At 61.3% G+C, this 25,271-nt stretch carries 28 protein-coding genes; 21 read left to right on the top strand and 7 right to left on the bottom strand.

The annotated features are described in order from the left end of the window. Nucleotides 1–37 precede the first annotated feature (37 nt). The 3 genes from C2R25_RS00165 to C2R25_RS00155 form a co-directional block, all read right to left on the bottom strand. Nucleotides 38–640: a toprim domain-containing protein gene (locus C2R25_RS00165; RefSeq protein WP_369825677.1), complete on the bottom strand. Its 603-nt coding sequence runs from the start codon at nucleotides 638–640 to the stop codon at nucleotides 38–40. Nucleotides 641–912: 272 nt separating this feature from the next. Beyond that, nucleotides 913–1,275, bottom strand: a complete 363-nt coding sequence (locus C2R25_RS00160) for a hypothetical protein (protein WP_103727289.1) — start codon at nucleotides 1,273–1,275, stop codon at nucleotides 913–915. Next, nucleotides 1,272–1,943, bottom strand: coding sequence for a ParA family protein (locus tag C2R25_RS00155; RefSeq protein ID WP_103727288.1), 672 nt, complete (start codon nucleotides 1,941–1,943; stop codon nucleotides 1,272–1,274). The genes C2R25_RS00160 and C2R25_RS00155 overlap by 4 nt, the downstream gene beginning before the upstream one ends. Before the next feature lie 602 nt (nucleotides 1,944–2,545). On the opposite strand from C2R25_RS00155, the gene C2R25_RS21220 reads away from it, so the two are divergent. Next, complete coding sequence (locus C2R25_RS21220) at nucleotides 2,546–3,403, top strand: lytic transglycosylase domain-containing protein (protein ID WP_199183716.1); 858 nt, start codon at nucleotides 2,546–2,548, stop codon at nucleotides 3,401–3,403. Here C2R25_RS21220 and C2R25_RS00145 read toward each other — a convergent pair. The 4 genes from C2R25_RS00145 to C2R25_RS00130 form a co-directional block, all read right to left on the bottom strand. Next, nucleotides 3,393–3,680 (bottom strand): hypothetical protein, encoded by a 288-nt coding sequence (locus C2R25_RS00145; protein ID WP_103727287.1) that lies wholly within the window; start codon nucleotides 3,678–3,680, stop codon nucleotides 3,393–3,395. The two genes, C2R25_RS21220 and C2R25_RS00145, sit on opposite strands and share 11 nt — an antisense overlap. 35 nt (nucleotides 3,681–3,715) lie before the next feature. Beyond that, a complete protein-coding gene (gene repC / locus C2R25_RS00140; RefSeq protein ID WP_103727286.1) occupies nucleotides 3,716–5,104 on the bottom strand; it encodes a replication initiation protein RepC in 1,389 nt (462 codons plus the stop codon). Nucleotides 5,105–5,522: 418 nt separating this feature from the next. Continuing rightward, nucleotides 5,523–5,738, bottom strand: coding sequence for an antitoxin MazE-like protein (locus C2R25_RS00135; protein ID WP_158250584.1), 216 nt, complete (start codon nucleotides 5,736–5,738; stop codon nucleotides 5,523–5,525). A gap of 86 nt (nucleotides 5,739–5,824) precedes the next feature. Next, entirely contained in the window at nucleotides 5,825–6,316 is a 492-nt protein-coding gene (locus C2R25_RS00130; protein ID WP_103727284.1) for a hypothetical protein, read from the bottom strand. 848 nt (nucleotides 6,317–7,164) lie between these two features. Between C2R25_RS00130 and C2R25_RS00125 the strand changes: the two genes are divergently transcribed. The 20 genes from C2R25_RS00125 to C2R25_RS00030 are packed head-to-tail and all read left to right on the top strand — an operon-like array spanning nucleotide 7,165 to nucleotide 25,184. Further along, nucleotides 7,165–7,446 (top strand): hypothetical protein, encoded by a 282-nt coding sequence (locus tag C2R25_RS00125; RefSeq protein ID WP_233203690.1) that lies wholly within the window; start codon nucleotides 7,165–7,167, stop codon nucleotides 7,444–7,446. Between the two features lie 59 nt (nucleotides 7,447–7,505). After that, the gene (gene traL / locus C2R25_RS00120) at nucleotides 7,506–7,790 is read left to right on the top strand and encodes a type IV conjugative transfer system protein TraL (protein ID WP_103727372.1); all 285 of its coding nucleotides are present in this window, start codon (nucleotides 7,506–7,508) and stop codon (nucleotides 7,788–7,790) included. 1 nt (nucleotide 7,791) lies between these two features. After that, complete coding sequence (locus C2R25_RS00115) at nucleotides 7,792–8,364, top strand: type IV conjugative transfer system protein TraE (RefSeq protein WP_103727282.1); 573 nt, start codon at nucleotides 7,792–7,794, stop codon at nucleotides 8,362–8,364. Next, nucleotides 8,357–9,160 (top strand): type-F conjugative transfer system secretin TraK, encoded by an 804-nt coding sequence (locus C2R25_RS00110; protein ID WP_103727281.1) that lies wholly within the window; start codon nucleotides 8,357–8,359, stop codon nucleotides 9,158–9,160. Before C2R25_RS00115 ends, C2R25_RS00110 begins: the two co-directional genes overlap by 8 nt. After that, a complete protein-coding gene (locus tag C2R25_RS00105) occupies nucleotides 9,160–10,473 on the top strand; it encodes a TrbI/VirB10 family protein (RefSeq protein WP_103727280.1) in 1,314 nt (437 codons plus the stop codon). Before C2R25_RS00110 ends, C2R25_RS00105 begins: the two co-directional genes overlap by 1 nt. A gap of 8 nt (nucleotides 10,474–10,481) precedes the next feature. Then, nucleotides 10,482–11,288 carry a DsbC family protein gene (locus C2R25_RS00100; protein WP_103727279.1) on the top strand — a complete coding sequence of 269 codons (807 nt, stop codon included), beginning with the start codon at nucleotides 10,482–10,484 and terminating at the stop codon, nucleotides 11,286–11,288. Next, the gene (locus C2R25_RS00095) at nucleotides 11,288–11,920 is read left to right on the top strand and encodes a hypothetical protein (protein ID WP_103727278.1); all 633 of its coding nucleotides are present in this window, start codon (nucleotides 11,288–11,290) and stop codon (nucleotides 11,918–11,920) included. Before C2R25_RS00100 ends, C2R25_RS00095 begins: the two co-directional genes overlap by 1 nt. Nucleotides 11,921–11,927: 7 nt before the next feature. Beyond that, the gene (gene traC, locus C2R25_RS00090) at nucleotides 11,928–14,492 is read left to right on the top strand and encodes a type IV secretion system protein TraC (protein ID WP_199183715.1); all 2,565 of its coding nucleotides are present in this window, start codon (nucleotides 11,928–11,930) and stop codon (nucleotides 14,490–14,492) included. Then, nucleotides 14,489–14,827 (top strand): hypothetical protein, encoded by a 339-nt coding sequence (locus tag C2R25_RS00085; RefSeq protein ID WP_103727277.1) that lies wholly within the window; start codon nucleotides 14,489–14,491, stop codon nucleotides 14,825–14,827. The genes traC and C2R25_RS00085 overlap by 4 nt, the downstream gene beginning before the upstream one ends. Beyond that, entirely contained in the window at nucleotides 14,820–15,398 is a 579-nt protein-coding gene (locus C2R25_RS00080; protein WP_103727276.1) for a TrbI F-type domain-containing protein, read from the top strand. The genes C2R25_RS00085 and C2R25_RS00080 overlap by 8 nt, the downstream gene beginning before the upstream one ends. Next, entirely contained in the window at nucleotides 15,382–15,924 is a 543-nt protein-coding gene (locus C2R25_RS00075) for a S26 family signal peptidase (RefSeq protein WP_233203680.1), read from the top strand. The genes C2R25_RS00080 and C2R25_RS00075 overlap by 17 nt, the downstream gene beginning before the upstream one ends. Further along, nucleotides 15,921–16,577 carry a type-F conjugative transfer system protein TraW gene (traW, locus tag C2R25_RS00070; RefSeq protein WP_103727274.1) on the top strand — a complete coding sequence of 219 codons (657 nt, stop codon included), beginning with the start codon at nucleotides 15,921–15,923 and terminating at the stop codon, nucleotides 16,575–16,577. The genes C2R25_RS00075 and traW overlap by 4 nt, the downstream gene beginning before the upstream one ends. Then, a complete protein-coding gene (locus C2R25_RS00065; RefSeq protein WP_103727273.1) occupies nucleotides 16,574–16,849 on the top strand; it encodes a hypothetical protein in 276 nt (91 codons plus the stop codon). The genes traW and C2R25_RS00065 overlap by 4 nt, the downstream gene beginning before the upstream one ends. Next, nucleotides 16,842–17,849, top strand: coding sequence for a conjugal transfer pilus assembly protein TraU (gene traU, locus C2R25_RS00060; RefSeq protein ID WP_103727272.1), 1,008 nt, complete (start codon nucleotides 16,842–16,844; stop codon nucleotides 17,847–17,849). Before C2R25_RS00065 ends, traU begins: the two co-directional genes overlap by 8 nt. Nucleotides 17,850–17,860: 11 nt before the next feature. Further along, complete coding sequence (trbC, locus tag C2R25_RS00055) at nucleotides 17,861–18,598, top strand: type-F conjugative transfer system pilin assembly protein TrbC (protein WP_103727271.1); 738 nt, start codon at nucleotides 17,861–17,863, stop codon at nucleotides 18,596–18,598. Continuing rightward, on the top strand, nucleotides 18,595–20,430 hold the full coding sequence (locus C2R25_RS00050; RefSeq protein ID WP_103727270.1) for a conjugal transfer protein TraN: 1,836 nt from the start codon (nucleotides 18,595–18,597) through the stop codon (nucleotides 20,428–20,430). Before trbC ends, C2R25_RS00050 begins: the two co-directional genes overlap by 4 nt. Further along, on the top strand, nucleotides 20,427–20,798 hold the full coding sequence (locus C2R25_RS00045) for a hypothetical protein (RefSeq protein WP_103727269.1): 372 nt from the start codon (nucleotides 20,427–20,429) through the stop codon (nucleotides 20,796–20,798). The genes C2R25_RS00050 and C2R25_RS00045 overlap by 4 nt, the downstream gene beginning before the upstream one ends. Next, nucleotides 20,791–21,645: a conjugal transfer protein TraF gene (locus C2R25_RS00040; RefSeq protein WP_103727268.1), complete on the top strand. Its 855-nt coding sequence runs from the start codon at nucleotides 20,791–20,793 to the stop codon at nucleotides 21,643–21,645. Before C2R25_RS00045 ends, C2R25_RS00040 begins: the two co-directional genes overlap by 8 nt. After that, the gene (locus tag C2R25_RS00035; RefSeq protein ID WP_103727267.1) at nucleotides 21,645–23,075 is read left to right on the top strand and encodes a conjugal transfer protein TraH; all 1,431 of its coding nucleotides are present in this window, start codon (nucleotides 21,645–21,647) and stop codon (nucleotides 23,073–23,075) included. The genes C2R25_RS00040 and C2R25_RS00035 overlap by 1 nt, the downstream gene beginning before the upstream one ends. 12 nt (nucleotides 23,076–23,087) lie before the next feature. After that, the gene (locus C2R25_RS00030) at nucleotides 23,088–25,184 is read left to right on the top strand and encodes a conjugal transfer protein TraG N-terminal domain-containing protein (RefSeq protein WP_233203679.1); all 2,097 of its coding nucleotides are present in this window, start codon (nucleotides 23,088–23,090) and stop codon (nucleotides 25,182–25,184) included. The last annotated feature ends 87 nt before the right edge of the window (nucleotides 25,185–25,271 follow it).

The following is a 25,271-nucleotide window of genomic DNA, read 5'->3' as shown; positions in this document are numbered from 1 at the left end:
ATGCTGACCATTGCAGCACCAGGCCTCCCCCTCCTCTTTATCGCTTCAGGTTGGCCTCGGCCCAGTCCTCGAACGGCCGCGGCGTCCGCCGCACCAGTCGTAGACCTTCTCGCCGATAGGCGGCCCAGGCGCGCCGCGCCCCTGCCCTGCCCGCCGCGTTATCGTCCTCGGCGATGATGAGTTCGTCGATAGCATCCGGCAGAGCCAGGAGATGGAGGCGCTCGGCCCCAAGCGAAGCCCAGCACACGGTCCCGTGCATGGCTGTAAACGCGGCAGCGTCTTCCATGCCTTCGGCGATCGCCAGCGATCTTGCCCCGTTGAGGCTTGGTCGCCAGGCCCCCTGCCCCGGACTGCCGAGCATCGCCTTCTCGGTCCGATAGGCGGTCACGGGATCCAGGAAGATCCGCTGTATGGCCGTGATCTTCAGGCGTTCACGCACGGCCACCAGCAAGGCCGGTTTGAACTCGGTATGCGGTTTGGGCTTGTGCGGGCACCGGGCGTGAAATCGCAGGTCTTCCAGATCAGTGGGTAGCTTGCGCGAGCGAAGGTAGCGTTCCGCAAGCGTTCCAGCGATCTCCTGACCCTGCTCCCACAGCCTCAGGACATTCGCACCGCCCGTCGGGGGCCTGAACCTGGGCATCGGGGATCCACGTGAGGGATTCACGCTACGCAGTTGGCGCAGAATGTCCTCAGCACTGCACCCGGCAAAGCAGTGGACGATGATTCCTCGGTCGCCCTGCCGGAGTGATAGACTGGGTTCGCTGTCCGCGTGCGCAGGGCATCGACACATGGCGTAACTTCCGTGCCACTTACCGCGCAGCCCTGCCACGATGTCGACGAGTTCCTGAGATGGTCTATTTGCCTTTAGTGTCACGGTCTTAGTCCTTCCTGACTAAAACCATCCCCCTCCCCTTACTGGCCTGCCTTGGCAGAGATCTCTCGCTCCAATGCTTCGAGAGCCATCCTGAAAATCGTTTCATGACGCACTTCGCGCTCGTCAACGATGGCCTGAAAACGTGCTTTGAGCCCCTCATCGACGCGCAGGTTGAGCTGGACCTTGGGACCTTTCCCTGGGCGTTTTCCAGATAAAGGCGGCGCAGCCTCCTGGGTCACTTTCGATGGCTCTCGTGAAACAAAATTGTTTAGCGCTGCAGCCTCATCCAAAGCTTTGCGCTCTTCGGGAGAGGGACTCTTCTTCGGGGTCGGCGCCAAGGGAACGATCGTGTTGCCCGCCTCGTGATCATCAAAAATGCCGGTGCGCTTCGGAGTGTTCATTTTGCCATCACCTCCTTGATGTGACCTACGATCTCCGCAGTCAGCTTTTCTGCGTTAATCTTCGCCTTATCCAGGTTTGCAACCTCTTTGGGGTCTAGATCCGAAAGACCTCCCCCGTAAGCAAATACCGATCTAAATGCCTCGCGTTCGTTTAGCTCGGTGCGTAATACCGGAACTCCGGCTTCATTCAGTTGGCGTGCAACGTGTGTTAGGTTTTTGGTTTTGATCGCCGGGTTTGTCCTCGTGAGTACAACCGCATGTGGCTTCGCTTTCCCAGACAGGCGTCCTGCGTCTCGAATTACCTTAAGCGCTTTGGTTGCTTGGCGAGCGTCCAAGATCGACCCCTGTGTTGGGACAAGGACGAAGTCTGACATACCGACGGCGTAAGCAGCGGTGAGGCTCGCCGATCCTTCTACATCAATGATCACGAAGACGCTTTCTGCTGACGCAGCTTCCACTTCATCGGTGATGTTGTCCTGGTTGACGCCCGGAACAACCTTCAGGTTGGGCTTCTGCATACCGAGATCAGCCCATTGTTTTACGGGCTGGTTTGGGTCTGCGTCGAGGATTGTGACCGTGTACGAAGCCGCCAACTCCGTCGCGAGGATCACCGCGGTCGTTGTTTTTCCGGCGCCACCCTTAGGCGAGATCATTGATATGACTGGCATTTAGGCCCTCATGATGACTAGCAAACGCTAGCATATGCTAGCTACCAGGTGATAGCGATTGATAGCTAGCGAGGGATACCGGAAGATATCGGCCGCTAGCAGGCGCTAGCAATAGCGACAAATAGCGAGTGCCACAAGGGTGTATCAGCCACTAGCAGAATGTAGAATGCTGTAGGAGATGCTAGCGAGACGTAGGAAGTGATACCTCTTGCTATGATCTGGTATCAGCCCTTAGCAACAGGTAGAATCCTGTAGGAACCGCTATCTGGGCATAGGACGTGCTACCCGATGCTACAATCTTCGGGCCGTGGCCAAAGTGCAGCCCACGGTAGCCACTGATAGCAGTACCTATCGTCTGCTACTGGGTGCTAGCATACGCTAGCAAACCCGCACGACAAAGATGGTCCGTGGCTAACAACAGGCGCACAGCATGACCTTACCTCGTCCAGCGCACCACATAGGATCGTCATCTCGTCTTCGGCTTCGCTTGGCGCTGTGCGTGCAGCGGAGAGGCCGTGGAAAGGATCGAGCTTGAAGTCCGACTACTCACCCGATAAAAGGCGCGTGCGATAACCGAACCAAGCCTTGAAAGGGCTTGGTATATGAGTTGGTACTGTTACGCTCTTCTCGCGGTCTCTACACTGGCCACAGCGGGAATTGCTCAAGCACGTCAGGCTGAGGTCAGAAGCTTCGGCCAAACTGCACACGATTTCAGATTGCTTGAACCGGGCAGTATGCCGGGGGATGACGTTCCGGTTATAGATACGGACTCATCCTCGAACTCAGAGCTTGAGCACGAATTTGCCCTGTTTGGGTCAGACGGTCAAAAGCAGGGCGCGCCGGACATTGTCGGGAACCTTGTGATCCCGGATTGGATGAAGAAGCCAGTTGGTATTGCTGCCATTTCTCCAACGCCGGTGCGGCCCGTTGGGCTCATGTCATCTGGGGCCTGTGGAGTTTCAAGATACTCGCCGCACCCCGCTTTGAACGCCTCACAGGAACTCCGGAGACGCCGCTACTTCGAGGATATGGCTGCTGCAGCGTGCAGGGCAGGGGTCCCGGTAGAGTTATTTGATGCTCTGATTATCCAGGAGAGCCGGTACAATCCCAACGCTTTGAGCCCCAAGGGCGCGTCTGGTCTTACACAGCTCATGCCTGCAACGGCTCGCTCTCTCGGTGTCTTCGATCGCTGGGACGTATCGCAGAATCTTCATGGCGGTGCCCGTTATCTTCGGAAGCAGCTGGATACCTTTGGGAATTGGGCTTTAGCCCTTGGGGCGTACAATGCGGGTCCAGGCAATGTCACCAAGTACGGCGGCATACCACCGTTCCGTGAAACGCGAGGATACGTGCGCACGATCCTCGCGAGCATCAATTCCTATCAGGCGAGCCAACGGCGTTCAGTTGGCAGCACATTGCTGCCTGGACGCAGCGTTCTGCTAGCTTCATTCACCCGATAGGTTCGATGTTCCAGAAGGTCGCGAAGCCCACGTGATGAGCGTAGGCGATTGAAATCGCCACGATGACCGGGGCCCCGAAGAGGTAGTTTTTCTGCCACCGCAGCCATATTTTGGGGACCGCAAGCGCGATCTGAAATTTAGTGGACAGGGCAGGGCGCCACACGCCCGCCTTCAATTCATAGAATGTGACCATGATGGCGAGGACTGCGCAGATCAGCGCCATCGATCCCACTGCGATGTAGAGTGATGTCCAGGCAAGGAGCGCAGCTTGATTCATTCGGGTAAGGTCACCCCGTCGCATGAGTTAGTACACTAATGGCTGGTCACCGGTGTCGGTTCCGAGTTTCCTCGGCGGCCGAACAGGGTGTGGCCTATGTTCAACTCACCAGCAACTGCCTTGCGGATGAGGCCTCGCAGGTAAGCTTCCGGGGTTTTCTTGATCAGTCCATCTGAACTGTGCTGGCCGGTCATGAGGAGGCAGATAGTGGCCGCCTCACGGCCCAACCTGCGTTCCGCTAGACATGCAGTAACCGTCGAAACGCCGATAATCCGAGCTAGAACATCGACCGTCCCGCGGATGGGGCCGCGCTTGAGATCGATCAATCCGGTATGAAATGGGAAGAGGTGAGGGGCCTCGGACCATACGAACCCACTGCGGGTAACCCCGAAAGGATCGGAGGCTTGGATGTCCTGAAAGACCTCTGGCGACACATGAACCTTCCGCAGCGCTGAGGTTAGTACGCTCCCTTGCCCGCTATCCCCTTGTGCCAAGCCGTTACCATCAGATTCTCTTATTGAATCGTTGTATTGGTGGTGGACCCAGGCGTCCGGTGTAGTGGACGCTTTCATTCCAGATCCGCTATCTGCGGAGCACTTGATGAGGGTGTTTTCCACATAGCTGAGCAGTGTGATGGCCTCATCAAGGCAGTCTTGAAGGGTTGCCAGAGCTCCCTTCTTTGCGTTGTCGCGGCGTTTGCAGATCTCATTGAGCGTGCTCCACGCCGATCTGGCCCATTCCTCAGAGTCCTTGAACGGGTTGAGCAAGGCTCTGGTCGCACGAGCTGCGGACGTAATCCTCTCAGGTATGTCAACGCGCAGAAGCCGCAGGTTTTCCTCGCGATCGACAATGGCCTCAAGCGCGTCAACGAGTAGGCGGAGGGGGGCGAGGGACCATCCGGCTCCGACCGGTCCCTGCTTAGTCTTCTTGTAGCTTCTGTGGCCGTTACCCTTGGGGCAGAAGGGGACGATGAAACCCCATTGTGCCAGATCTCTCAGGGAGCGCCTGGCATTGGTGACATTCCACCTGTCCTCCAATGTCTTGTTGCTCGCGCCCATCAACGGACCAGATGCTGAACTCCAGTCAGGCTCGTACGCACACAATTTCGTAAGTTCGTAGAGCTTGACCCATAAGGCCTTGCTTATTGGGTGGGTAACGGAACCGCGGCTTGCGAGATACCGGGAAGCCTTCAGGATACGATCCCGAACGGATTTCGCCTCGTTAGCGCTGTCTTCACCGGCATTGGATCTCAGGTAGAGCAAGACGCTTGCTGCCCATCGAGCGCGATCGGCAGCGGTTGAGAGCTTCGTGATTTGCCAACTGCTGTCGGCCGCCAATTGCATTTCGGGCAGCAAATCTCCCAGCGGCAGGCCGCCTTCAGGGGTCCGCCGCTTCTGATCAGCCGGTGATTGGGCAACACTCATTCATTCGCTCCCGCAACATGCGGAAGACGGCACAGACACAGCCCATCGCCGCGAAAATCGCGGTTCTCAGCTTGCAAAATGTGAAGGGGCGCGTATGCTCGCAGGCGAGATTGGGTTTGCCGTTGCTATTGCCCGACAGCTTCTGTCGTTATTGCTCCGGCGAGCTTCACCACCTTCCAAGGGCCCAGGCATTGCCTGGGTCTTTTTTTGCGCTCTGTGCAGTCCCCCTTTTCATACCAAACGTGTGTCTTGCAGGCCCTGCTGGACCGGCGGTTTCGACCTAGCGACTAAGGCGCAGCTCTCCTGCGCGCAAAATCACTTGCGCCGAAAATTCATCGCTGGTAGGGAGATCTTCGAATGTCTCGCCCTACCATAGGCTTGTTAAAAAGGGCTCGGCGCCAACCGGGCCCTTTTTTCGTTAAAACGCCAGCTGAGGCTGGTTCTTTCGTCCCACGTCCCTTCGCCGTTCCAAGTCCTTTGTGAGGATCTTGAGGATTATCGCGTCGCGGCTTTCGCCCTCGCTCTTCATCGCATCGATGGATTCGATGGTTGCCTTTGGCAGCCATACCTCCAGCGGCTTCAGGCCCTTCTCCCGGAGGCGCTGCCGATGGACGGCTCTCCTGTCCTGGTTCATGGTGGAATCCCTTGTGAAGAATCGAGTCGATGCGACCATTGTCACTAGAGACATGGGTAGGGGTTGGGGACGCAGTTAGCAATTGATTACTGAAAGGCTTGCTCACTCAGCTGCATTGTCCTTTGCTGGTGCTCGAAGACCTGGCGAGTGAGCTTGGAGGTATGCGCTTGAACGAGGTTGCGCCGGATCGGCTGAAAATCGCCTGCAGTCGCCGATATCTGCTCATGCATGGCAATCGATAGTTCTTCCGTATAGGCGGCCAGGGTTTCACAGAACGGCTCAAAATAAGCCATCGGCTTTCGCAGGATCATAACTGCGACCATCGCTCTGATCATGTCGATCTTGAGGTGGTTATAGATCCGCCACAACTCCCCAATGCTGATTCGACCGCCTGAAAGTCTCTCATCAAATGAGCGGCGGGTTCTTTCCGTGATGATCCCGAGCCGCTGTAGCTCACGTAGCCGGATGTTATTTTCCGCAATTTGGCGACGGATTATGGCGACGTAGCCGTCGTGAACCCAGTCTGCCCGCACATTTGAGTCCGGCTGCGCGGGCTCCCCCGTTTGAATCTCACCCATATTGCCCACCCTTCTAGATCACTAGCGGCATGTGGATACATGCTATGAGTGATTAGAGGTGCGGTGACAAGCCTTGATTGTAAGGTGCAATGAGCAGGCAACTCACGAGAACGACCCCCGGCACAGTGCACGGGTGACCTAATGCCTCGGTGATGAGGCTTCTAAATCGCTCAAATGCGGCCTTCTCGGAGTCAGTTATCCTTAGGAAAACCTTTATATCACCTGGGGATCGATCAAGGGTATTCAGGTTTTCGATCACTGAAGCTGGAATAACGTCGTTCGTAGTGCAGACATGAGATACTAGAGAAGCAATGCTCTCGTACCTCTTGTTCTTTATACTGAGGACGTGAATTGCTTGTGCCGTGACAGCAAAGGCCGTCTCATTCAGCTTCAGTCTATGATAGCTGCGTTTACCCTTATCCGTCCCAGGCACACCAGATCTTTCGTAAGCGTTGAACCGCTGAATACCAGCAGCCGCGCTTATTATGAAATCTCGAGGGGGCGTCGATGCGGAAAATCCAGCATTGTCGCATCGCGGATGCGCAATGCTGGTAACAAAACGTACCCCAGCTGGTGTCAATCTGTCCACGACCGGTGTCGTTTCGTCCATTGTCGGTGTCATTCTGTCCATCAGTGGGGACAAAACGACACCAAACAACGAGTAATATGAAAGACCAGCGTCATACAAAGTGGCGAACCGACAAAATTGTTTCAGTAAAGCTCGTCTGGATATTGCTTTCAGTTGGCTAATGCCTCGTGATGATGTTGCGCATGGGCGCAGTTCTTCACTGAAGGGAAAGCATATGAAGCGACTGAAGACGATGCTTGCCAGCAATGCCGCTGGCAAGATGGCCGTGGCGGTTGCAGCTGTTGCTGCGACGGGTGTTCTTGGTGCCGAGGCTGCCCTGGCGGGCACGGACGCAACCTTCGACACCGCTCTCAGCCAGTTCACGGGGTTCCTGGAGGGTTCGGGCGGTAAGATCATCACCGTTCTGTCCCTGGCTGGCGGTATCGTGGGTCTGGCCTCGGGCCGCTTTTCGCTCGGCCAGGTCGCGATCCCCGTGGGCGTCGGCGTGGGCGCCGGTACGGGTATCCCGATCGTCACCTCGACCGTCACCGCGACGATCTGAGCTCTACATGGAGAGCCGTCATTTAAGTGGCGGCTCTCCTACTCAGGTCGGAGCTGACTATGGACCAATATAGCATTCCCAAGCATCTCGACGATCCAGAGCTAATCGGCTTTTGGACCTTAGACGAGTTTCTTGTGATGGTGATCCCGTTCGCGTGGGGAATCATCGCCCAGCACATCATAATTGGGTTAGTTCTTAGTGCTTTTTTCTGGTTCGGTTATCGCAAACTCCGGGCCGGCCGCTCAATGTTCTGGGTATTGCATTTTGCTTACTGGCATCTGCCTGGTGGCTTCTTTGGTCTGAAAGTTGCTCCGCCTTCTCACCTCCGGGTCATGGCGGGCTGATATGGATCTTTCCTTCGCACACGAGCAGTCGCAACGCGCGCTCAAGCAACGCAACCTGCTGGCGATCGCCTGTCTCGTCCTGGCGGTTCTCTGCTTCGCGTTGCTCACCATGGCGTCGAGCCGCGACCGTGAGGTCATTCTCCAACCCGTAATTCCCACCAAGATGGCGATCTCTTCGTCGGGTGTGTCCAAGGACTACCTCGAGGCGGTTACGCGCGATGCGGCGCAGCTTGCACTCAATCGTTCGCCCGAGACCCTGCAATACTGGATGGACTCCATCCTGGAGATCACCGCGCCCGAAGCTCGCGGGCCGCTTAAGGCCAAGCTTCTGGGGATCCTCAAGGAACAGCAGGGATCACAGGTCACGCAGTTCGTGACCATCGACTGGATCCGGGTCGATCCAGAAACACTGACCAGCGAGGTCGGCGGTGTCCTGCACACCGTTGTCGCCTCGCGCGACGTCCGCCGTGAGCACAAGGTCTTCAAGTTTGCCTGGAAGTACGAGGGCCTCAGCTTGAAGCTTCGCGGGTTCGGTGTCGTCGTTGAGAAAGACAAGGACACGTCCGATGACTGACATCGTGGCTGCCTGCCAGATTGCCTCTGGCGTTACGCTCGTCTCCTCGATCGACTGCTTCGCCAAGCGCTGTCTCGGCACGCTCCTGCTTGGAGCGGGCCTTCTGACCGCGGCTCCTGCCTTTGCGGATCAGAGCGTGACTGCGACCGACAACGGCGCGGTTGATTGCGATGCGTCCAAGCAGGATCTGACGCGCATTTCGCTCAAGGACGATCAGTTCGCGTCGGTCTCGAAGGTGACGACTGGCGTCGCAACCGAGGACTTCGGCATCGTCAACGAGCCGACGCGCGGGGATATCTATATCTCGGTTCCGGAGGGCTACACCCGCTCGACGATTTCCTTCTTCGGAACGACGCAAAAAGGGTTCGTCTACAAATTCGTGTGCAGGGTGAGCGGGACGGAGGCCAAGCAGGTCTTTGTAACCAACGCCGACATGGCAAAGCCAGCGAAGCCGCAAGCGGTCGCGCTCAAGCCTAATTTGCCGCTCGACCAGCAGGCGGTCGGTCTGGTTCGCGCCATGTTCGAGCAGACGCCCCTCGATGGTTTCGAGATCCGCGACGAGCCGCGCACGCCTGTCAACGTGGGCAACCTCAAGGTCCAGTTGGTCAGCGAGTACGATGGTCTTTCCATGGCCGGCAAGGTGCTGCGGATCGAGAACACCGGCAAGGATCCGGTTGTCGTCAGCGAGGATCTGATCGCGTCGCAGGGAGCGATCGCGGTCAGCATCTCCAACCCCTCACTTCAGCCAGGCCAGGCCACAGGCGCCTACGTCGTCGTGCCCGCAGGAGACCTGTGATGGATATCTTCAAGCGCAAACCCAAGAACGTCGATGAGCAGCCGGGTGAGGCTTACGACGAGCTCGATGACACCGGCATGATCGCCGAGAATGCGTCGACCGAGAAGCGCCAGAAGCTGATGCTCTACGGTGGCGGCGGCCTCATTGGCCTTGCCGCCATGTGGTATGTCCTGGGCTCTGACGGGAAGGACGAGACGCTTGCCGCCAAGGAGGGCGAGGACAAGGTCGAGGTCTCCACGGACGCCATCATGAACCGGCAGCTAGCCGATCGTGAGTGGATGACGATGTATGACAACCAGCAGCTGGCGCAGACCAACCAGCTCAAGGGTGTCCAGAACGCCGTCTCGAAGGTCGACCAGGTGCAAAGCGAGCTTCAGGCGCTGCGCCAGGAAAACGAGCAGATGAAGGCCGACGCCACGCGCGTCCTCGACGCTTACGAGCGTGAGAACCGCGAGCTTAAGCAGCAGATGTCGCGGGGCGGCGGTGCCGCAGCGGACGTCTCGGCTCCGGGTGCCGCAGCGGCCGCACGCGCCATGGGCATGGGCGGTGTTGCCCCCATGGCTCGGTCCAATGAGGTGAAGCTCGTCTCGTTCAGTGGTGGGCCGGCAGGCCCCACGGGGGACGGCAAGCGCATTGACTCGCAGGGTAAGCAGGCGGCGGTCTACACTGACAGCCCCAATTACCTTCCGCCCAACTCCATGGCTCAGGCCAAGGTCGTGGTGGGTGTCGATGCGGCCACCAACGTGCGCAGTCAGGGCGATCCCCTTCCGGTTCTCCTGCGTATTACAGGGCCCGCTCGGTCAGTGTTCTCGGACGGCAAGCTTCTTCGCACACGTGTCCAGGGGTGCATGGTCAACGGTGCGGCTTACGGCGATCTCTCCTCCGAGAAGGTCTATGTGAAGTTGCAGCGCATGACCTGCCCTCAACCGGGAGGCCGCTACGCGGTGTCCGAGGTCAAGGGCTTCATTTCATTCGGTGGCAAGGTGGGCCTGAGGGGCAGGGTGGTGAGCCGTGAAGGCGGCCTTATCGGCCAAGCGTTCCTTGCTGGCCTCGCCGGTGGTTTTGGTCGTGGTTTCACCGCCAATACCAACTCGATCTTCCAGGGCGCGAACGTCAGCGTCGATGGCAAGCGCGAACAGCTCAGCACCGGCGATATCCTGAAGGGTGGCGTGGGAGAGGGTGTATCGCAAGCAGGTGATACGGTCTCGAACTACCTGATCGAGCGCGCCGAGCAGTATCAGCCGGTCATCGAAATGCCGACCGGCGCCGACGTCGAGGTCGTGTTCCTCGACGGCACTTTCATCCGAAATTGAGGTGATCCATGCGTAAGGCAATTCTCGGTGGCGCGGCTGCCGTCCTCGCCCTCGCGGGAGGCACTGGCCTCTACGCCGCAACGGCCGATGCCGATGCATCGCTGACCAAGGCGCTCGGCACACGGCTTCCCAAGACCCCGCTCACTGCGGTCAACTGCGGCAAGATCGCCGGGCTGTGCGAAGTCCAGGCGGGCACCAACCTGTTCTATACCGATCCTGCGGGCCGGTATCTCGTGATCGGTCGGGTCTATGACATGGAAACGCGTCAGGACCTGACGGCCGCGCGACTCCTCGAGATCAGTCCGGAAACTCTCGTCGGGGGCGCCGCCAGCCCCCAGGCTCCCGACGAGGCGCAGGCCGTGGCTTCTCCTGCACGGCCTGCGCAACCCGGCGCGCGGACCCAGAAGGTCTCGCTTGAAGGGCTGCCGGCGTCGGGTGCGATCAGCTACGGATCAGGCCCGCAGACCGTGACGGTGTTCAGCGACTTTCGCTGCGGCTACTGCAACCGCCTCCACGAAACGCTTGCCGGCATGAACGTGAAGGTCATCGAGCGGCCGATCTCGGTTCTGGGCACGCGCTCGTTGTCGGCATCGGTGATCTGCGCGGCTGACAAGCCCAAGGCCCTTGCTCGGGCTTACAACGGTGAGCCGCTGCCCGCGGGCAAGTGCGATACCAGCGGCCTCGATGCCAATGAGGCGTTCGCCAAGGCCAACGGCTTTGCCGGAACGCCCGTGATCGTGCGCAGCGATGGCGCTGTCGTGCATGGCTACCGCCCACGCGAGTTCCTTGAATCCTGGCTGAAGGGAGCAAGCTGATGCGCGCTCGTGTTTCCAGTGCCCTGCTCGTTGGCGTTCTCGCGCTCACCTCGGGCTGCACCACATTCGGTACAAACGTCAGCGGCTCGTTCCGCTGCGATGCCCCTGACGGGATCTGCGCACCCTCGATCGCGATCGATGACAAGGCGCTCTCCGAAATCACCCAGGCCGACGCCAACGAGCTGCTGGCGCCGGCAGGGCCCTACAAGGTCGACGATGGCGATGGTGGTCGGGCGCGGATGGCAAATGCGCAGGGCGTGATCGCCAGCCAGAACCAGGGCTTCAAGCTCAGCGTGGTCTTTCCCGCCTATACGGATGTTGCGGGGGTCACTCATCAGCGCCGTGCCGTCACGACAGACGTAGCCTTGCCGGGTCGCACCGCAAGCAGTGTCGAGCTTGCAGGCCGCTCACGAGGGCGGGGGGAAGCGCGCGGCCTACTCGCAGCGGCGCAGAGCGCGCCGGTGCTGGTCTCGGCCAATGGCTCCGACGTGCCGCCCTCGCTGGCGGTGGCCGAACCTCAGGATGCACCCGCGACGAACGCTACGGCCGTCGATCGCATCAAAGCCGATGTCGAGGCCAAGCTGACGACGCGCGCGCGTCGCCAGGCGGCTTCCTTCCCTTCGCCGGAGTGAGACGCATATGGGCTTGCTAGACAATCTTCGCGAAATGGTGCTCGGCGATTCCCGCAAGCCCGAGGTGAGGGCGCGGCCTGCACCCGTGCCGATGCTCTCTCATTACCTCGGCTATCGCTCCTTCGACGAAACCCGCAAGATCTTCTATCAGGTTCGCTCCAAGGGTTTCGTGCTCGAGCTGGCCCCGATGATCGGCGGCGACGAGCGGACGGCCGATATCATCGGCACCATCTTCTCCGACATCCTGCTGCCCGGCTCTGCCTTCAGCATCGTCAATTATTCGAGCCCGCGCATTGCGGAGAAGCTGACCGAATGGGTGCTGCCGCGCCTCGAGGCCGGCGGGGTGTTCTCGACGCTGGCGCGTCACCGCGCGGAGAAGCTGCGCGGCGGTGCGTGGAAGTCGCTGGCGAGCGATGGTCCCTTTCATCTGCGCAATTTCCGCGTCCTGCTCTCGGTGGGTGCACCCGACGGCTCGGGCATCAAGCTCGATGATCTCATCACCATGCGTGATGGGCTTATCTCGGCGCTCGATTCCATCAATGTCCCCGTGCGGATCCTGGAGCCTGTCCATCTGATCCGCTTCTTCGACGAGATCCTCTCGCCCTCGACCGGCGCGGGCGATGATGCGCCAGGCTATAACCGCTTCGATCCGATCAACGAGCAGTGCGTGCGCCGCGACCTTGTGACGCATGTCGAGAAGGATCGCCTGCTGCTGCATTCGCAGTCGCTGCGGCCGACCGGCACTGTGGTCGACGGCGTACCCGAGTACGAGGACTATGTGCCCGAGCGCTTCGATGTGCGCACTATGTCGATCCGCAACTTCCCTGACCGCTGGGCGCCCTGGGACACCCAGAAGACCATTGGCGACATCTTCAATCCCAAGCTGTGCCTGCCGTGCCCGACGCTGCAGTCGGTCTGCGGCGTCACGCCGGGAGTAGAGAGCTCGGAGTCCAAGGCGGGCCGCAAGTTTGTGCGCACGCAATCGCTGTCGGAAGGGCAGGGGGTCAAGCTCGTGCCCAAGCTTCGCGACCAGGCCGCGGAGTGGCGTGCGGTCCAGGAGCGGGTCAAGAGCGGCGAGAAGCTGATCCGCTGCTACTACTCAGTCTCGATCATCGCGCCGCGTGGCACGGCCGAGACTGCCGAGCGCTCGATCAAAGGCCTCTACAAGGCGGCGGGGTGGGACCTCATCGACGAGACCCATATTCAGCTTCCGGCGTTCATGTCGCACTTCCCGCTGATGGTGGCCGATGGCCTCCAGTCGGACCTTGAGCGCATGAAGCGCTTTCGCACGATGCTGTCCTCGAACGTCGCGGCGATCGCGCCGATGCAGGGCGAGTACGTGGGCGGTCATATCCCGCACGTCCTGTTCATCGGCCGGCGCGGTCAGCCCCAGTTCTGGTCGCCGTTCCAGAACAAGGCGGGCAACCACAACGTGGCGATCGCGGGCAAGTCGGGTTCGGGCAAATCGGTTCTCCTCCAGGACCTGACCGCCAGCCTTGCCGGCGTGCGCGCCAAGACGATCGTGATCGACGATGGCCGCTCCTTCGAACACATGGCCAAGGCGCTGGGCGGTACGTTCACCGAGTTCAAGCTGTCATCGGGCATTTCGATCAACCCGTTTCGCATGATCGACCTCGATCTCGCGGCGGAGGATGAAGACTACCTCGTCGACTGCCTCGCGATGCTCAAGGCGATCCTCTCGCAGATGGCGCGCTACGAGAACAGGCTCAACGACACCGAGCGTGGCCTCATCGACCAGGCGGTCAATGCGGTCTGGAATGAGCACCAGCGCAACGGCACGGTTGATCACGTCATAGCATCGCTCAAGGAGCATCAGCACGACGCGGCGGTCGACCTTGCCATGTCGCTGCTGCCGTTCTCCAGCGATGGCACCTATGGCCGGTTCTTCCTGGGCGACAGCAACCTCGACCTTTCGGCCGACCTTACGGTCTTCGAGCTCTCCGATCTCTCGTCGCGCGAGGAGCTGCGCAGCGTCGTCCTGACCTCGATCATGTTCGTCGCCTCGCAGACGATGCGGCGCATGAGCCGCTCGATCCCCAAGGCGCTGCTGATCGACGAGGCGTGGCAGATGCTCAAGGGCGGCGCGATGGCGGACTTCGTCGAGACCTACTCGCGCACCTGCCGCAAGTATGGCGCCTCGCTCATCACCGCGACGCAGTCGATCAACGACTACTACAAGTCGGACGGCAGCCGCGCGGCGCTCGAAAACTCGGACTGGTTCCTGATCCTGCAACAGAAGGCCGAGACGATCTCGGACTTCCGCAAATCCGACCGCTTCGAGATGACCGCGTACACCGAGACGCTGCTGCGTTCGTTGAAGCGCAACGGCATCGAGTATTCCGATCTCCTAATCCGCGGACCCGAGACCGAGACGGTGTGCCGGCTCGTGCTCGATGCCTACTCAGGCACCCTCTACTCCTCGAGCCCTGACGTGTTCGCGCGGATCGAGGCCCTGGTGCATCAGGGCTGCTCTGTCGCCGATGCCATCGAGATGGTCGCCTTCCCCGATCGGGTCCGCACGGCCGATGCCATGTTGGAGGCGGCGGAATGAGGACGCTGCATCTTCAACGCGACGTCCCGCTCAAGACGACGGGCCAGGCCTTTCTCGCAGCGTCACTGCGGGTCTCTGGCTGGCTGCTCGTCAACGCCATGATCGCGCTTGGCGTCCTTGCTCTGGCGGTTCTCGCCATCGGCAGCTTCTCGATCGAGGGGGCCATGCACCACCTCGCCAATCTGGCCTCGCGCTACATCGTCGCGGGCCCTGATCGCCAGCACCAGTTCGATCTCATCCTCCTGTGGAGCGCGGCTCTGGTGTTCGTCGCTGCCGGGATCTTCCGCCGGCATTCGCTGATGCGGGCCCTTTTTGAGGAAACCTCCCATGACTGATCCCAACGCTACCGATGCCCCGCTTGAGGCTCCCGCGGCCGCTGCGGTCTCGACGCCTCCGGCGCGCAAGCCGGTCCGCAGGCAGCCCAAGCGCGGTGTCGATGCGCGTCAGGTTCTGGCCGTCGCCGCGCTGATCGGTGTGGCGTGCTGGGGCGCCTGGGTGACCAAGAGCATCGTCGGTCCCGCGCAGGGCGAGGGCCAGCTGGTCAAGCTGCAGCTGCAGGGCGTGATGACCGAGTACCTGCAGGCGCAGGCCCGTTCGGGCAACGATGACCAGACGGCGGCCGCCGCTACCACCAAGTTCATGGCCGAGCTCGACAAGGCGGTTGCCGAAGTCGGCAAGTCGGGCCGGATCGTCCTCGTCAACGAGGCGGTGATCGGCGGCGACATCCCCGACATCACGGCCGATGTGAAGCAGGCGGTCTATGCCAAGGTGCCGATGCCCAAGGTCGCGGCGGCAACTCCCGTCCAGCAGGACATGCAAGCCTATCTCGCAGCGAACGGTGCGCCGAATGCGCCCGCAGGATCGCCCGTGGAGGGCAATGGAGCTGCCGGTGGCCTCGCGCAGTGATGCCACACCCGCGAGCCCACGCGCTGGGCTGAGTGTTCGCAAGAAGCTTGCGACGATCGGCGTGCTGGCAGCCGGTGCGCTCGCCCTGCAGGCTCTCTCGCAGTGGAGCCAGTCTCACGCGCTCATGATCAATGAGAGCGAGTCCCTGCCCAATTGGGCGTTCCTCGTCGAGGCGGGCCGCTTTCCGGCGCGCGGCGACTATGTGATCTTCAATCCCGGCCGTGATCCGCTGGTTCTGAAGTATTTTGGCGAGACGCCATCGGCGTTCGCGAAAATCGCCTACGGAGTACCTGGCGATGTCGTCAGCCGCGAGGGCAGCGATGTCCTCGTCAACGGCAAGACAGTCGCAAAGCTCAAGCCGCTCACCCGCCTTGGCGATCGGCTCGAGGCCGGCCCTGTGGGCAGGATCCCGGAAGGCTGTGTCTTTGCCGGCACCGATCACAAGGATGGCTTCGATAGCCGTTATGCGGCGATCGGCTTTGTATGCGGCAATCGCCTTGCAGGGGTGGGGAGGCCGATCCTGTGAGGCTGCTTCCCTTCGTCCTTGCGAGCCTCGTGGGCGCCATCAGCGGCACGTTCCTTCCCGGGCAGACCCCGGCGCAGGCGGTCGATCATGGTCAGGTGGGCGAGGCTTGGCCGGTTGCCGAGCCGGATCTGCTCGAGGTGATCCGTGCGAAGCTCGAAAGTGCGAAGGCCAGCGGCAAGCTCGACGAACTAAACGCCCGCTTTGCCGAGAAGGTGAAAGCGCGGGTGATGCGGCCGGCACCGGTCGCGGGTCTTAGCCCTGCCACTGAGGATCGCAGCTGGGAGTTCGATCCAACGGTCGTGATCGAGAACGACATTCGCGATCACAAGGGCAACCTCATCGCGGCGGCGGGACAGCGGATTAACCCGCTCGATACGGTCGCGATGACGCAAAAGCTGTTGTTCATCGACGGCGACGATCCAGACCAAGTGTCGTGGGCGATGGCGCAGGGTGATGATCTCAAAGCCAAGGTCATCATGGTCAAGGGCTCGCCCTTCGATCTCATGAAGGCGAACCAGCGGCGCTTCTACTTCGACCAGGCCGGCTCGCTCACCGCCAAGTTCGGCATCGAGCATACGCCTGCCTCTGTCGAACAGAAGGGCAAGGTCCTGATCGTCACCGAAGCGGCGTTGAAGGAAGGGAAGGGCGCATGAAGGCCTGGCTTGCAAAGCACATGCCCGCTCCCATGGCCGCGCCCGAGACGGCCGAACTGCGCGCTGCTCGCATCCGGCTGATCGCGGCCGTTGTTCTGGTCGGTGTCATGACCTTGTTCTGGGGTCCCGTAGCGGGCGTTCTCGGCGCCGGCGCTTTTGCGCTGCTCGTCGGGCTTGTCGTCTTCATCGCGGTGCAGGGAAGTTGCTGGGTGAGCGCCAAGAACGCGGCGGACGATGATTACCTGATGTCGCGGATCGCCAACGATGAATAAGTGGCTCCTCCAGCTCATCGTCGCGCTCTTCCTGTTTGTGCCTGGCGCGGCCAAAGCTCAGACCCCTACGGCCAGCTGCTCGGGCTCGTTCGTGAACCCCATCACCGACGTGTGCTGGGGGTGCATGTTCCCGCTCTCTGTCGGCGGGCTGAAGATCTGGCCGTCCTCTCGCGCGGACACCAACAACCCGGATTCGCCGATCTGCCTGTGCGGCTCACCTGTTCCGCGCATCGGTGTCGCAATGGGCTTCTGGGAGCCTGCGCGACTGATTGACGTCACGACCAAGCCGTTCTGTTTCCCTAACCTTGGCGGCATCAAGCTCAATCCGGGGCTCTCGATGGGCAACGGTTATGCGGCCAACGTGGGCTCGAACGGCGGGACCGACACCGCCAAGTACCACGTCCACTACTACGTCTATCCGCTGCTCTACTGGATGGAGATCCTGACCGATTTCCTGTGCTTCGAGCAGGCGAGCTTTGACGTTGCCTACATGACCGAGATCGACCCGCTCTGGCAGGACGATGCTCTCACGACGCTTATCAATCCCGAGGCGCTGATCTTTGCCAATCCGCTTGCGCAGGCGGCCTGTGCGGCGGACTGTGTTGCGGCAACCGCTGCGCTGCCGCTCAACGAGCTGTTCTGGTGTTCGGGCTGCCAGGGCTCGATGTATCCCTTGAACGGGAACATCGGCGCCAGCACCGGTATGACGCAATCCGGTCGGCTCGCGGCCGAGCGCATGGTCTACAAGATGCACCGGCAGGCGCTGGGATGGGGCACGATGGGCTCCAAGGCCCTGTGCGGCAAGTACGTCATGCCGATCCTCAAGAAGAGCCAGTACCGCCTGCAGCAGGTCAATCCGACGCCGATGGTGTCGGGGCGTGAATCCTGCTCGCCCATTGGCGGTTCGGTCCTGCTTCCACGCGCTGCCCGCACTTACCCTGTGAAGGGTGAGGACATGGGCTTCCTGCTTTGGCGCAAGCGCAATTGCTGCGTGCTGTGAGGATTACCGACATGCGCAAATCCATTCTCACAGTCGCAGGCGTTCTCGCAGCCGGTCTTGTCAGCGCTGCACTCGCGCAGAGCATCGAAGGGCTCGACCTGCAGGCTATCGAGAAGCGGGGTGAAGCCGCCGAGGCGGAAGCTCAGGCGCTACTGGACTTCGTCAAGGGACAGGGGCAGCCGCAAGCCGAGGCGGCTAAGGGCGTTGTCGATGAGGCTTACGAGCGGATCGCCGATCTCGATGTCTCGGGGATCGCCGGCGGCAAGGACGGCCCAATCGACCTTGATGCCATGGTTGCGGGAGCCAAGGGCAATCTCGCCGGTCCCAAGTCGACCCCGCTGGTGATCGCCTTTGTAAGCCTCTCGATGCCCGAGGAGGCGCTGCGCCGCACGATCCTCGATACGACACGCGCCGGCGGCGTCATCGTCTTTCGCGGGTTCTCGCAAGGCGGCGCCAAGCCTTTTGTCCAGATGCTCGCCAAGGCCGTCGAGCAGAAGGATGCGCCCAACATCACGATCGATCCGCGTCTGTTTCGTGCCTTCCAGGTCGATCGGGTGCCGACCATTGTTGCGGCCTCCAGCAGCTTCGAGCCATGTGACCAGCTCGACTGCGTGACCCCGCCGCCGCCGCACGACCGCATCAGCGGCAATGTGACCTTGTCCTACGCGCTGCAGACTTTCGCGGATGGGGAAGGTCCGGGCGCTCCTGCCTCGCGTGTCGCGCTTGCAAATCTGGTGAAGCGTCCGTGAAGCTGTGGCTCGCCCTTCTGTGCGCCGGCACGCTTATCGCCTCGCCTGCCTCGGGGCAGTCGACCACGGCGAAGGATGCCGAGGACTTTGCCAAGTCCGTGCGTGATGGATCGGCCGACACCGTGCTGCGCAACGGCGCGCAGAACGACGTGCCGGGATATGGCGGCACCAACATCGATGCCTCCAAGTACCTCGAGGACGAGGAAGGCCTCACCGATGCCGGCGTCAACGCGCGCTACACCGATCCCAACTATGGCGTGGTGATCGACCCGGCGCGTCCCGAGTTCGATCCTACGACCATCGATCTTTCGGCCGCCAAGACGATCGAGGACACGCCGGAGAACTTCCTTGGAACGGGCCTCGGCGTGGGTGGTGCAGCGGCGAGCTGCGAGCCCCTGCCGAATACGGGAACGGGCGCGTCGACCTATTACGAGACCTGCAACCAGGGCGACGAGATCTATACCCAGCAGCAGACCTGCACCTCGAGCCTCGATGTCCGCTTCGACAAGGTCCAGACCTGGCTTTACTACACCTCGACGCAAGGGCCCTATGTCGGAAAGGCACCGTTTGCCCAGCACGTCGCCAACGGCACGTGCGTCAGCAAGGGCCCTTTTCCCTACTGCACCACTCTGGGGGCCTATGGGTACAGTCCCACCAAGGACTGCAAGAACGACAACTACGCGCCGGAAATTTTCGAGTGCAAGCAGGAGATCCAAGGCCTTGGCGCGTCGTCGCCGGACTGGTTCTCCGGGATTTATCCCGGAACCGGCAAGCACTGGTTCTCCACGTCTGAGACCACCAGCCCTCCGATCGTCACCCGCAACGACGCTGCCTGCCCGTTTTCCGGCAACGCGCAGTGCGTCGAGCAGGGTGTGGAAGTCTGCACCGACAGCGACCCGGTTACGCGCATCATTGACGGCATCCCGGTTACGCAGCCGTGCTGGGCCTGGGCGCGCACGTTCCAGTGCACGCAGCGCCGCTCCGCCAACGATTGCGCTGAGCTCGACAAGAAGCCGGAATGCACCTTCGATCACGATGAGTGCCTGAGCGAGAACGACGACGGCACCTGCAACGTCTTCGACAAGGTCTATCGCTGCACGACGCCCGACACCTCCAGCGGCAACCCGCCGGCGTACATCTGCGGGGGCGACCTCTACTGCATCAACGGCGAATGCACCCAGGTCGAGCGCGAGGCCTCGACCGAGTTCAAGGACGCGATGGTCGCGGTCCAGACGATGGGCAATGTGCGCGACCACTTCGACCCTGAGACCATGACGCTGTTCAACGGCGAGAAGGCAGGTTGCCACAAGCCGGTCTTCGGTCTGGTCAACTGCTGTGCGGGCAAGACCTCGGGGCTTCTGACCACGGCGGCCGGCGCCGCCGCGCTGGCCAGCGGTCCTGCCGCGATCGCTGCCCTGGCGACGCCCTTCCTCACCATGTTCCTGTGCTCGAGCGAAGAGATGATGCTCGACGTCAAGGATCGCATGGGGCTGTGCCACTATGTCGGCACGTATTGTTCGGACAAGGTGCTGGGTGTCTGCACATCCAAGCGCAAGTCCTACTGCTGCTTCGAGAGCAAGCTCAGCCGCATCCTGCAGGAGCAGGGCAGGGCGCAGCTCGGCAAGACCTGGGGCAAGCCCAAGGAGCCGGACTGCAAGGGCTTCCTGATCGAGGAATTTCAAAAGCTCGATCTGTCCCAGATGGATTTCACGGAAGTCTACAGCGAGTTCATCGACGCCGCGAAGGTGCCCGATGAGGTCCAGACCTCGCTCGAGATCCAGGACAAGATCGATGAGTATTATCGACTTCACGGGGGGGCGGGAACGCCATGAACGACGTAATCCAGATTCACGCTGACCGCCGGGTTCCTGAGCTCAGTGTCTTCGAACTCGCCGTCGCCAGCGCCATTTCGCGCCAGGCCATCACGACCGACGAGGATCTTCAGGAAGTCCTCTCGGACTGGTTCCTGCGCAAGGTGCGCGTTCCTGATGTGTCGGCGGCGCTCGACAGCATGGTCGAACGCGGCATCGTGCGGCGCAGTGAGGAAGCGCTGTGCTCGTACAATTTGACGCCGGACGGCATCAACGCCGTCACAACTCTTTATGGCGGCTGCATCCGCATGATCGATCGCGGGCTCGGCCTCCTCAACGCCTCCATGATCCTCAGCTTGCTCAACCTCAAGGAGTCTGGCCATGCGTAAGATTGGCTATGTGTTCCCGGCGGTCCTCGCCCTTGTCGCGCAGAGCATCACCCCCATCAGCGCTACGGCTCAGGATGGCGCGACATTACCGTCGCCCACCACGGCCGCGTTTACCGCCCCTTCCGCGCTCACCCCGCGTGATGCTTTTTACTGCGAGCAGCGCAAGCTTGGCAGCTGGTTCTATTGCGATCCGGACAAGGCGCGCGAGGAGGCGAAGGGCAAGCCTGTGACCCCGGCCGTTCCGGCCGCCAAGCAACTGGCGGCGATCACCGACCAGCTCGATGAATTGAAGGCGCGGGCGATCCTCGAACCGACGCCCGAGAACCTTGCCTCGTACATGCGCTTCCAGCGCGAGCAGCTCGATCGGGCATCCACGTTCGCGGATGTGTGGGGTCGCACGGTCTGGCAGAACCCGGATCTCGATTACACACTCCAGCGCCCGATCAACTCGCTTGGCAAGCAGACCTGGATGAGCGACCGCAAGGCCGCGAAGGCCTCGACGATGCAGGGGCTCTCCCAGCGCTACGGGGTGTTCTACTTCTATTCGTCGGCTTGCTCGGCGTGCCGCGTCTTCAGCCCGATCGTGCGCTCGATCTCGGATCAGTACGGGCTCGAAGTGCTGGCTGTCTCGATGGATGGCGGCGGCAACGAGTCCTTCCCGCGCTTCGCCGTCGATACGGGCCAGTATCAGCGCATGGGCCTGACCGGCAACCAGGTGCCTGCGCTCGTGCTGTTCGATACGCAGACGAAGCGCCCGATCCCGATCGGCTACGGCCTCATGGCGGCCGACGAGGTCATGGATCGCATCTTCACGCTGACGCAGACTGAACCCGGGAGTGATTACTGATGGCCCGCACCCTCAAGTGGCGGGAGCGCATCGGTCTCGCCTTCAGTGTCCTTGCCGTGTCGCAGCTTGCCGTCGTCCAGGCGGCGCAGGCGAATGTCGGCAGTGAGCTCAACGACTTCTTCAACGACATGGGCGGCGCCGGCAACGCATATGGCCCGACCGCCTTCCAGGGTCAGGCCGCGGGCTACTACACCGGCGGCGGGGTCTGGACGCGATTCAAGAACAAGCAGGTGAACCCGGTTAACCTGCAGCTGCCAAGCGTGAAGGCGGGATGCGGCGGCATCGACATCTTCGGCGGCTCGTTTTCCTTCATCAACACCGATCAGATCGTCGCGATGCTGAAGGGCGTGGCGAGCAATGCGCTGGGCTTTGCCTTCCAGCTCGCGATCAAGTCGATCAGCCCGCAGATCTCCCAGACCATCGAGGAGATGGCGCAGAAGGTCGAGAAGCTGAACCAGATGAACATCTCGTCCTGCGAGGCGGCGCAGGGTCTCGTCGCAGGCTTGTGGGGTGAGAGCCAGGGGCGTGACAGCGAGGTCTGCAAGGCTATCGCCAATAGCCAGGGTTTTGCGACCGATTGGGCGAAGGCCCGCCAGGACTGCAACGCCGGCGGCGAGCGTACCGAGATCATGAGCAAGAACGAGGACGAGTCCATCCCGTCCAAGTCGTACAACTACACCTGGCACATGCTGAACAAGAGCTACCCCTCGTTCTCGCGCGAGTTCAAGGAGTACCTCATGACGCTGGTAGGTACGATCATCTACCAGCGCGCGGATTCCGACGATGCGCAAGGCACGGTTCGCTATGTCGGTCAGGGTAACCGCGACCTGATCCAGGGTCTCTTGCTCGGCACGACCGACACCAGCGTTCTGCGCTGCAACGAGACCACAGAGTGCCTTGATCCGACGCCAAGCGGCACGGTAACGATTACGCAGGCTCAAGCGCTGCAGCCGCGCGTTGCCGCGCTCATCGGGTCGATGGCCGCAAAGGTGCGCTCCAACGATGCGTTGTCACCTGAGGAGGTCGGGATCCTGGGCGGCACGAGCGTTCCGCTCTACAAGATCATCACCGTCAATGCGGCCGCGCAGATGGGCGGCATGACGCAGGCTGATATCCAGGGCCTTGCCGAGATCGTCGCGGTCGACATGCTCGAGCAGATTGTCCAGGAGTTCTACGGCTACGTTCAGAAGGCCCAAGGCTCCTTTAACGAGGCGGACAAGGCGACGCTGGCGCAGTGGCGCGAGCAGCTGCAGAACGTCAGCAAGGTCCTCGACGGCTATAGCTATTCGCTCAACGAGCGCCTGGTTCGCACCCAAAACTACGTGGACCGTGCCGTCTTCCTCGAACGCACCCTGCGCAACTCGATATCGCCTCAGATGTCGGCCGCGCTTTCGTTCCGCTCCAACGCAGCCTCTCACGGGCTCAACTAGGAGGCGTGATCCATGCTTGAGGTCTTCACCATCGGCGGCGGCGAGTACATCGTCAACGTCCTCAACGCCGTCGCATCCTGGACCGGGGGAGGGGGCTTTCGCTCGCTGATCCGGGTGACGATGGTGCTGGGCTTCATCTACGTCCTTCTGGTGGTGGCCTTCAGCCTCAACTGGAAAGCCTGGTTCAACTGGTTCCTGTCGGCGACGCTCATGTACGGCGCGCTCATCGTGCCTACGACCGACGTGAAGGTGACGGACCGGATCAATCCCAGCCTCGCACCCGCTGTCGTTGCCAACGTGCCGGTTGGCTTGGCGGCGATCGCCTCGTTTACCAGCCAGATCGGAGACTGGCTGACCCAGCAGGCCGAGACGGTTTTCGTCATGCCCGATGCGCTGGAGTACCGCACCAACGGGATCATCTATGGTGCGCGCCTCTACGACAAAACCAAGGATTTCAAGTTCCGCGATCCGCGCGTGAGGACCAATCTCACCGAGTATTTCAAGCAGTGTTTGTTCTACGATTTCCTGCTCGGGCTCAAGAACCCCTCCGAGGTCATGAACTCGAACGATATCCTCGCCGACATGGGCCCGGGCTCGCCGGCGCGGGCCATGTCCTACTGGAACGATGACGGCTCGACCGAGATCCGCACGTGTGCAGCCTCCTATGCGGCCCTGTCATCGGCAGCAGGCATCCCGGCGAAGACGGACGAGGAACTCACCCGGATCGCGCCGAGCTTCTTCCCGAACCTGACCCAGGCCGCCGCCAAGGCGAAGCTTCAGGCAGACCTTCCAGCGGTTGCTGCACAGTTCCATGGCAGCACGCAAACGGCCGCGCAGATCTTCCAGCAGCGCTCGCTCACCGACGCATTCCTTGAGGCCCGTGCTAACCTGTCCTCGGCCGATGGCGACACCTTCGCGATGATGCGCGCCGAAACGCAAGCGAAGAACACGTACACCTCAATCTCGCAGCAGGCGATGACCTGGGTGCCGCTGCTCAACATCGTGCTGGTCGTGGTGTTCTACGCGATGTTCCCGGTCATCTTTCCGTTGTTCCTGATGCCACAAACCGGGCCGCTGGCGCTCAAAGGATACCTAACGGGTTTCTTCTACCTCGCTGCCTGGGGGCCGCTCTATGCGGTGCTGCATATGTTCATCATGGGCCGCGAGGAATCCGCCATGGCGGCGACGGCACCGGGCGGCATCACTATGGCGACGATCGAGGGTATCGACGCGGTCAACGCGGATACAGCGACGATCGCGGGCTTCCTGATGATGTCGATCCCGTTCCTCGCGGGTGGGCTTGCCAAGGGGGCGATGACGATCTCGAGCCAGGCGACCTCGATGCTGGCCCCGGCGCAGTCAGCGGCCGAGGCTGCCGCGATCGAGCGCACGACGGGCAATTACTCCTACGGCAACCAGAGCTACCAGAACCTCACCGGCAACGTTGTGCAGCGTGATCAGTGGAACACCGCAGCGGCGTACACCGGCGGCTTCGGGCGCTCGACGTTCGTCAACGACAATGGGACGCAATTTGCGCAGACGGCTGATGGATCGACGGTTTATGACAACCGCGCGGGGATGAGCAGTCTCGGCTTTACGCCGACGGTCTCGCGCTCGACGATGGCCGAGGTCAGTCAGGCGGCGGCCGAGCTGGAGACTCGGCGCACAACGCTTACCAATTCCAGGAATGAGCGCGTGGCTGCGCTCGAGCGTGCTGGCTTCAGCGAAGCAAGCGGGTTCCGAAGCTCCAGTGGGTCAGAAGCTTCGTCTGGACATGGTCAGACTGCTGGAAGGGGGGAAAGCTACTCTAAGAGCACCGGCACTTCTTCCCAAACAAGCCATACGGGAGACTTCACAAAGACCGTTGACTCGACCCGCTCTGGCAACGACCAGTTCACCTTCGGCAAAAGCGGCACTTTGGGCCTGAGCAGCGAGCTCGGCGTTGGCAGTAAAGGCGGAGGAGGAAAGGGCGGCAAGGGTGCTGGTATCGGTCTTTCGGGTGGTCTTGGCCTCGATGCCAGGGACTCGAGCAATTTCACCGATGGCATCAGCCTTGGCCATGGCTCGAGTGTCAACGCCGGGATAAAATTGGGCCAGGCACCGGTTTAAAAAGGGGCCAGTTGGTTTGAATAAAAAGCCTCATGGTTGAGGCTGGACGCTCTCGGCAGCGGGGAAGCGGCTGTAGCGGAGCGGAAG

Origin of the sequence: Novosphingobium sp. HII-3, from assembly GCF_002916655.1 — a bacterium.
Lineage (GTDB): Bacteria > Pseudomonadota > Alphaproteobacteria > Sphingomonadales > Sphingomonadaceae > Novosphingobium > Novosphingobium panipatense.
This window is presented reverse-complemented; position numbering and strand designations above follow the sequence as displayed.

Bases quoted from the DNA above. Each gene is read 5' to 3' on its own strand.
- C2R25_RS00095 (WP_103727278.1), top strand. From the start codon at position 11,288: ATGCGCGCTCGTGTTTCCAGTGCCCTGCTCGTTGGCGTTCTCGCGCTC.
- C2R25_RS00110 (WP_103727281.1), top strand. From the start codon at position 8,357: ATGACTGACATCGTGGCTGCCTGCCAGATTGCCTCTGGCGTTACGCTC.
- traU (WP_103727272.1), top strand. From the start codon at position 16,842: ATGAATAAGTGGCTCCTCCAGCTCATCGTCGCGCTCTTCCTGTTTGTG.
- C2R25_RS00065 (WP_103727273.1), top strand. From the start codon at position 16,574: ATGAAGGCCTGGCTTGCAAAGCACATGCCCGCTCCCATGGCCGCGCCC.
- C2R25_RS00165 (WP_369825677.1), bottom strand. From the start codon at position 640: ATGCCCAGGTTCAGGCCCCCGACGGGCGGTGCGAATGTCCTGAGGCTG.
- C2R25_RS00085 (WP_103727277.1), top strand. From the start codon at position 14,489: ATGAGGACGCTGCATCTTCAACGCGACGTCCCGCTCAAGACGACGGGC.
- C2R25_RS00100 (WP_103727279.1), top strand. From the start codon at position 10,482: ATGCGTAAGGCAATTCTCGGTGGCGCGGCTGCCGTCCTCGCCCTCGCG.
- C2R25_RS00130 (WP_103727284.1), bottom strand. From the start codon at position 6,316: ATGGGTGAGATTCAAACGGGGGAGCCCGCGCAGCCGGACTCAAATGTG.
- C2R25_RS00160 (WP_103727289.1), bottom strand. From the start codon at position 1,275: ATGAACACTCCGAAGCGCACCGGCATTTTTGATGATCACGAGGCGGGC.
- C2R25_RS00035 (WP_103727267.1), top strand. From the start codon at position 21,645: ATGGCCCGCACCCTCAAGTGGCGGGAGCGCATCGGTCTCGCCTTCAGT.
- C2R25_RS00115 (WP_103727282.1), top strand. From the start codon at position 7,792: ATGGATCTTTCCTTCGCACACGAGCAGTCGCAACGCGCGCTCAAGCAA.
- C2R25_RS21220 (WP_199183716.1), top strand. From the start codon at position 2,546: ATGAGTTGGTACTGTTACGCTCTTCTCGCGGTCTCTACACTGGCCACA.
- C2R25_RS00080 (WP_103727276.1), top strand. From the start codon at position 14,820: ATGACTGATCCCAACGCTACCGATGCCCCGCTTGAGGCTCCCGCGGCC.
- repC (WP_103727286.1), bottom strand. From the start codon at position 5,104: ATGAGTGTTGCCCAATCACCGGCTGATCAGAAGCGGCGGACCCCTGAA.
- C2R25_RS00155 (WP_103727288.1), bottom strand. From the start codon at position 1,943: ATGCCAGTCATATCAATGATCTCGCCTAAGGGTGGCGCCGGAAAAACA.
- C2R25_RS00105 (WP_103727280.1), top strand. From the start codon at position 9,160: ATGGATATCTTCAAGCGCAAACCCAAGAACGTCGATGAGCAGCCGGGT.
- C2R25_RS00145 (WP_103727287.1), bottom strand. From the start codon at position 3,680: ATGAATCAAGCTGCGCTCCTTGCCTGGACATCACTCTACATCGCAGTG.
- C2R25_RS00135 (WP_158250584.1), bottom strand. From the start codon at position 5,738: ATGAACCAGGACAGGAGAGCCGTCCATCGGCAGCGCCTCCGGGAGAAG.
- trbC (WP_103727271.1), top strand. From the start codon at position 17,861: ATGCGCAAATCCATTCTCACAGTCGCAGGCGTTCTCGCAGCCGGTCTT.
- C2R25_RS00030 (WP_233203679.1), top strand. From the start codon at position 23,088: ATGCTTGAGGTCTTCACCATCGGCGGCGGCGAGTACATCGTCAACGTC.
- traL (WP_103727372.1), top strand. From the start codon at position 7,506: ATGGACCAATATAGCATTCCCAAGCATCTCGACGATCCAGAGCTAATC.
- C2R25_RS00040 (WP_103727268.1), top strand. From the start codon at position 20,791: ATGCGTAAGATTGGCTATGTGTTCCCGGCGGTCCTCGCCCTTGTCGCG.
- traC (WP_199183715.1), top strand. From the start codon at position 11,928: ATGGGCTTGCTAGACAATCTTCGCGAAATGGTGCTCGGCGATTCCCGC.
- C2R25_RS00045 (WP_103727269.1), top strand. From the start codon at position 20,427: ATGAACGACGTAATCCAGATTCACGCTGACCGCCGGGTTCCTGAGCTC.
- C2R25_RS00125 (WP_233203690.1), top strand. From the start codon at position 7,165: ATGGCCGTGGCGGTTGCAGCTGTTGCTGCGACGGGTGTTCTTGGTGCC.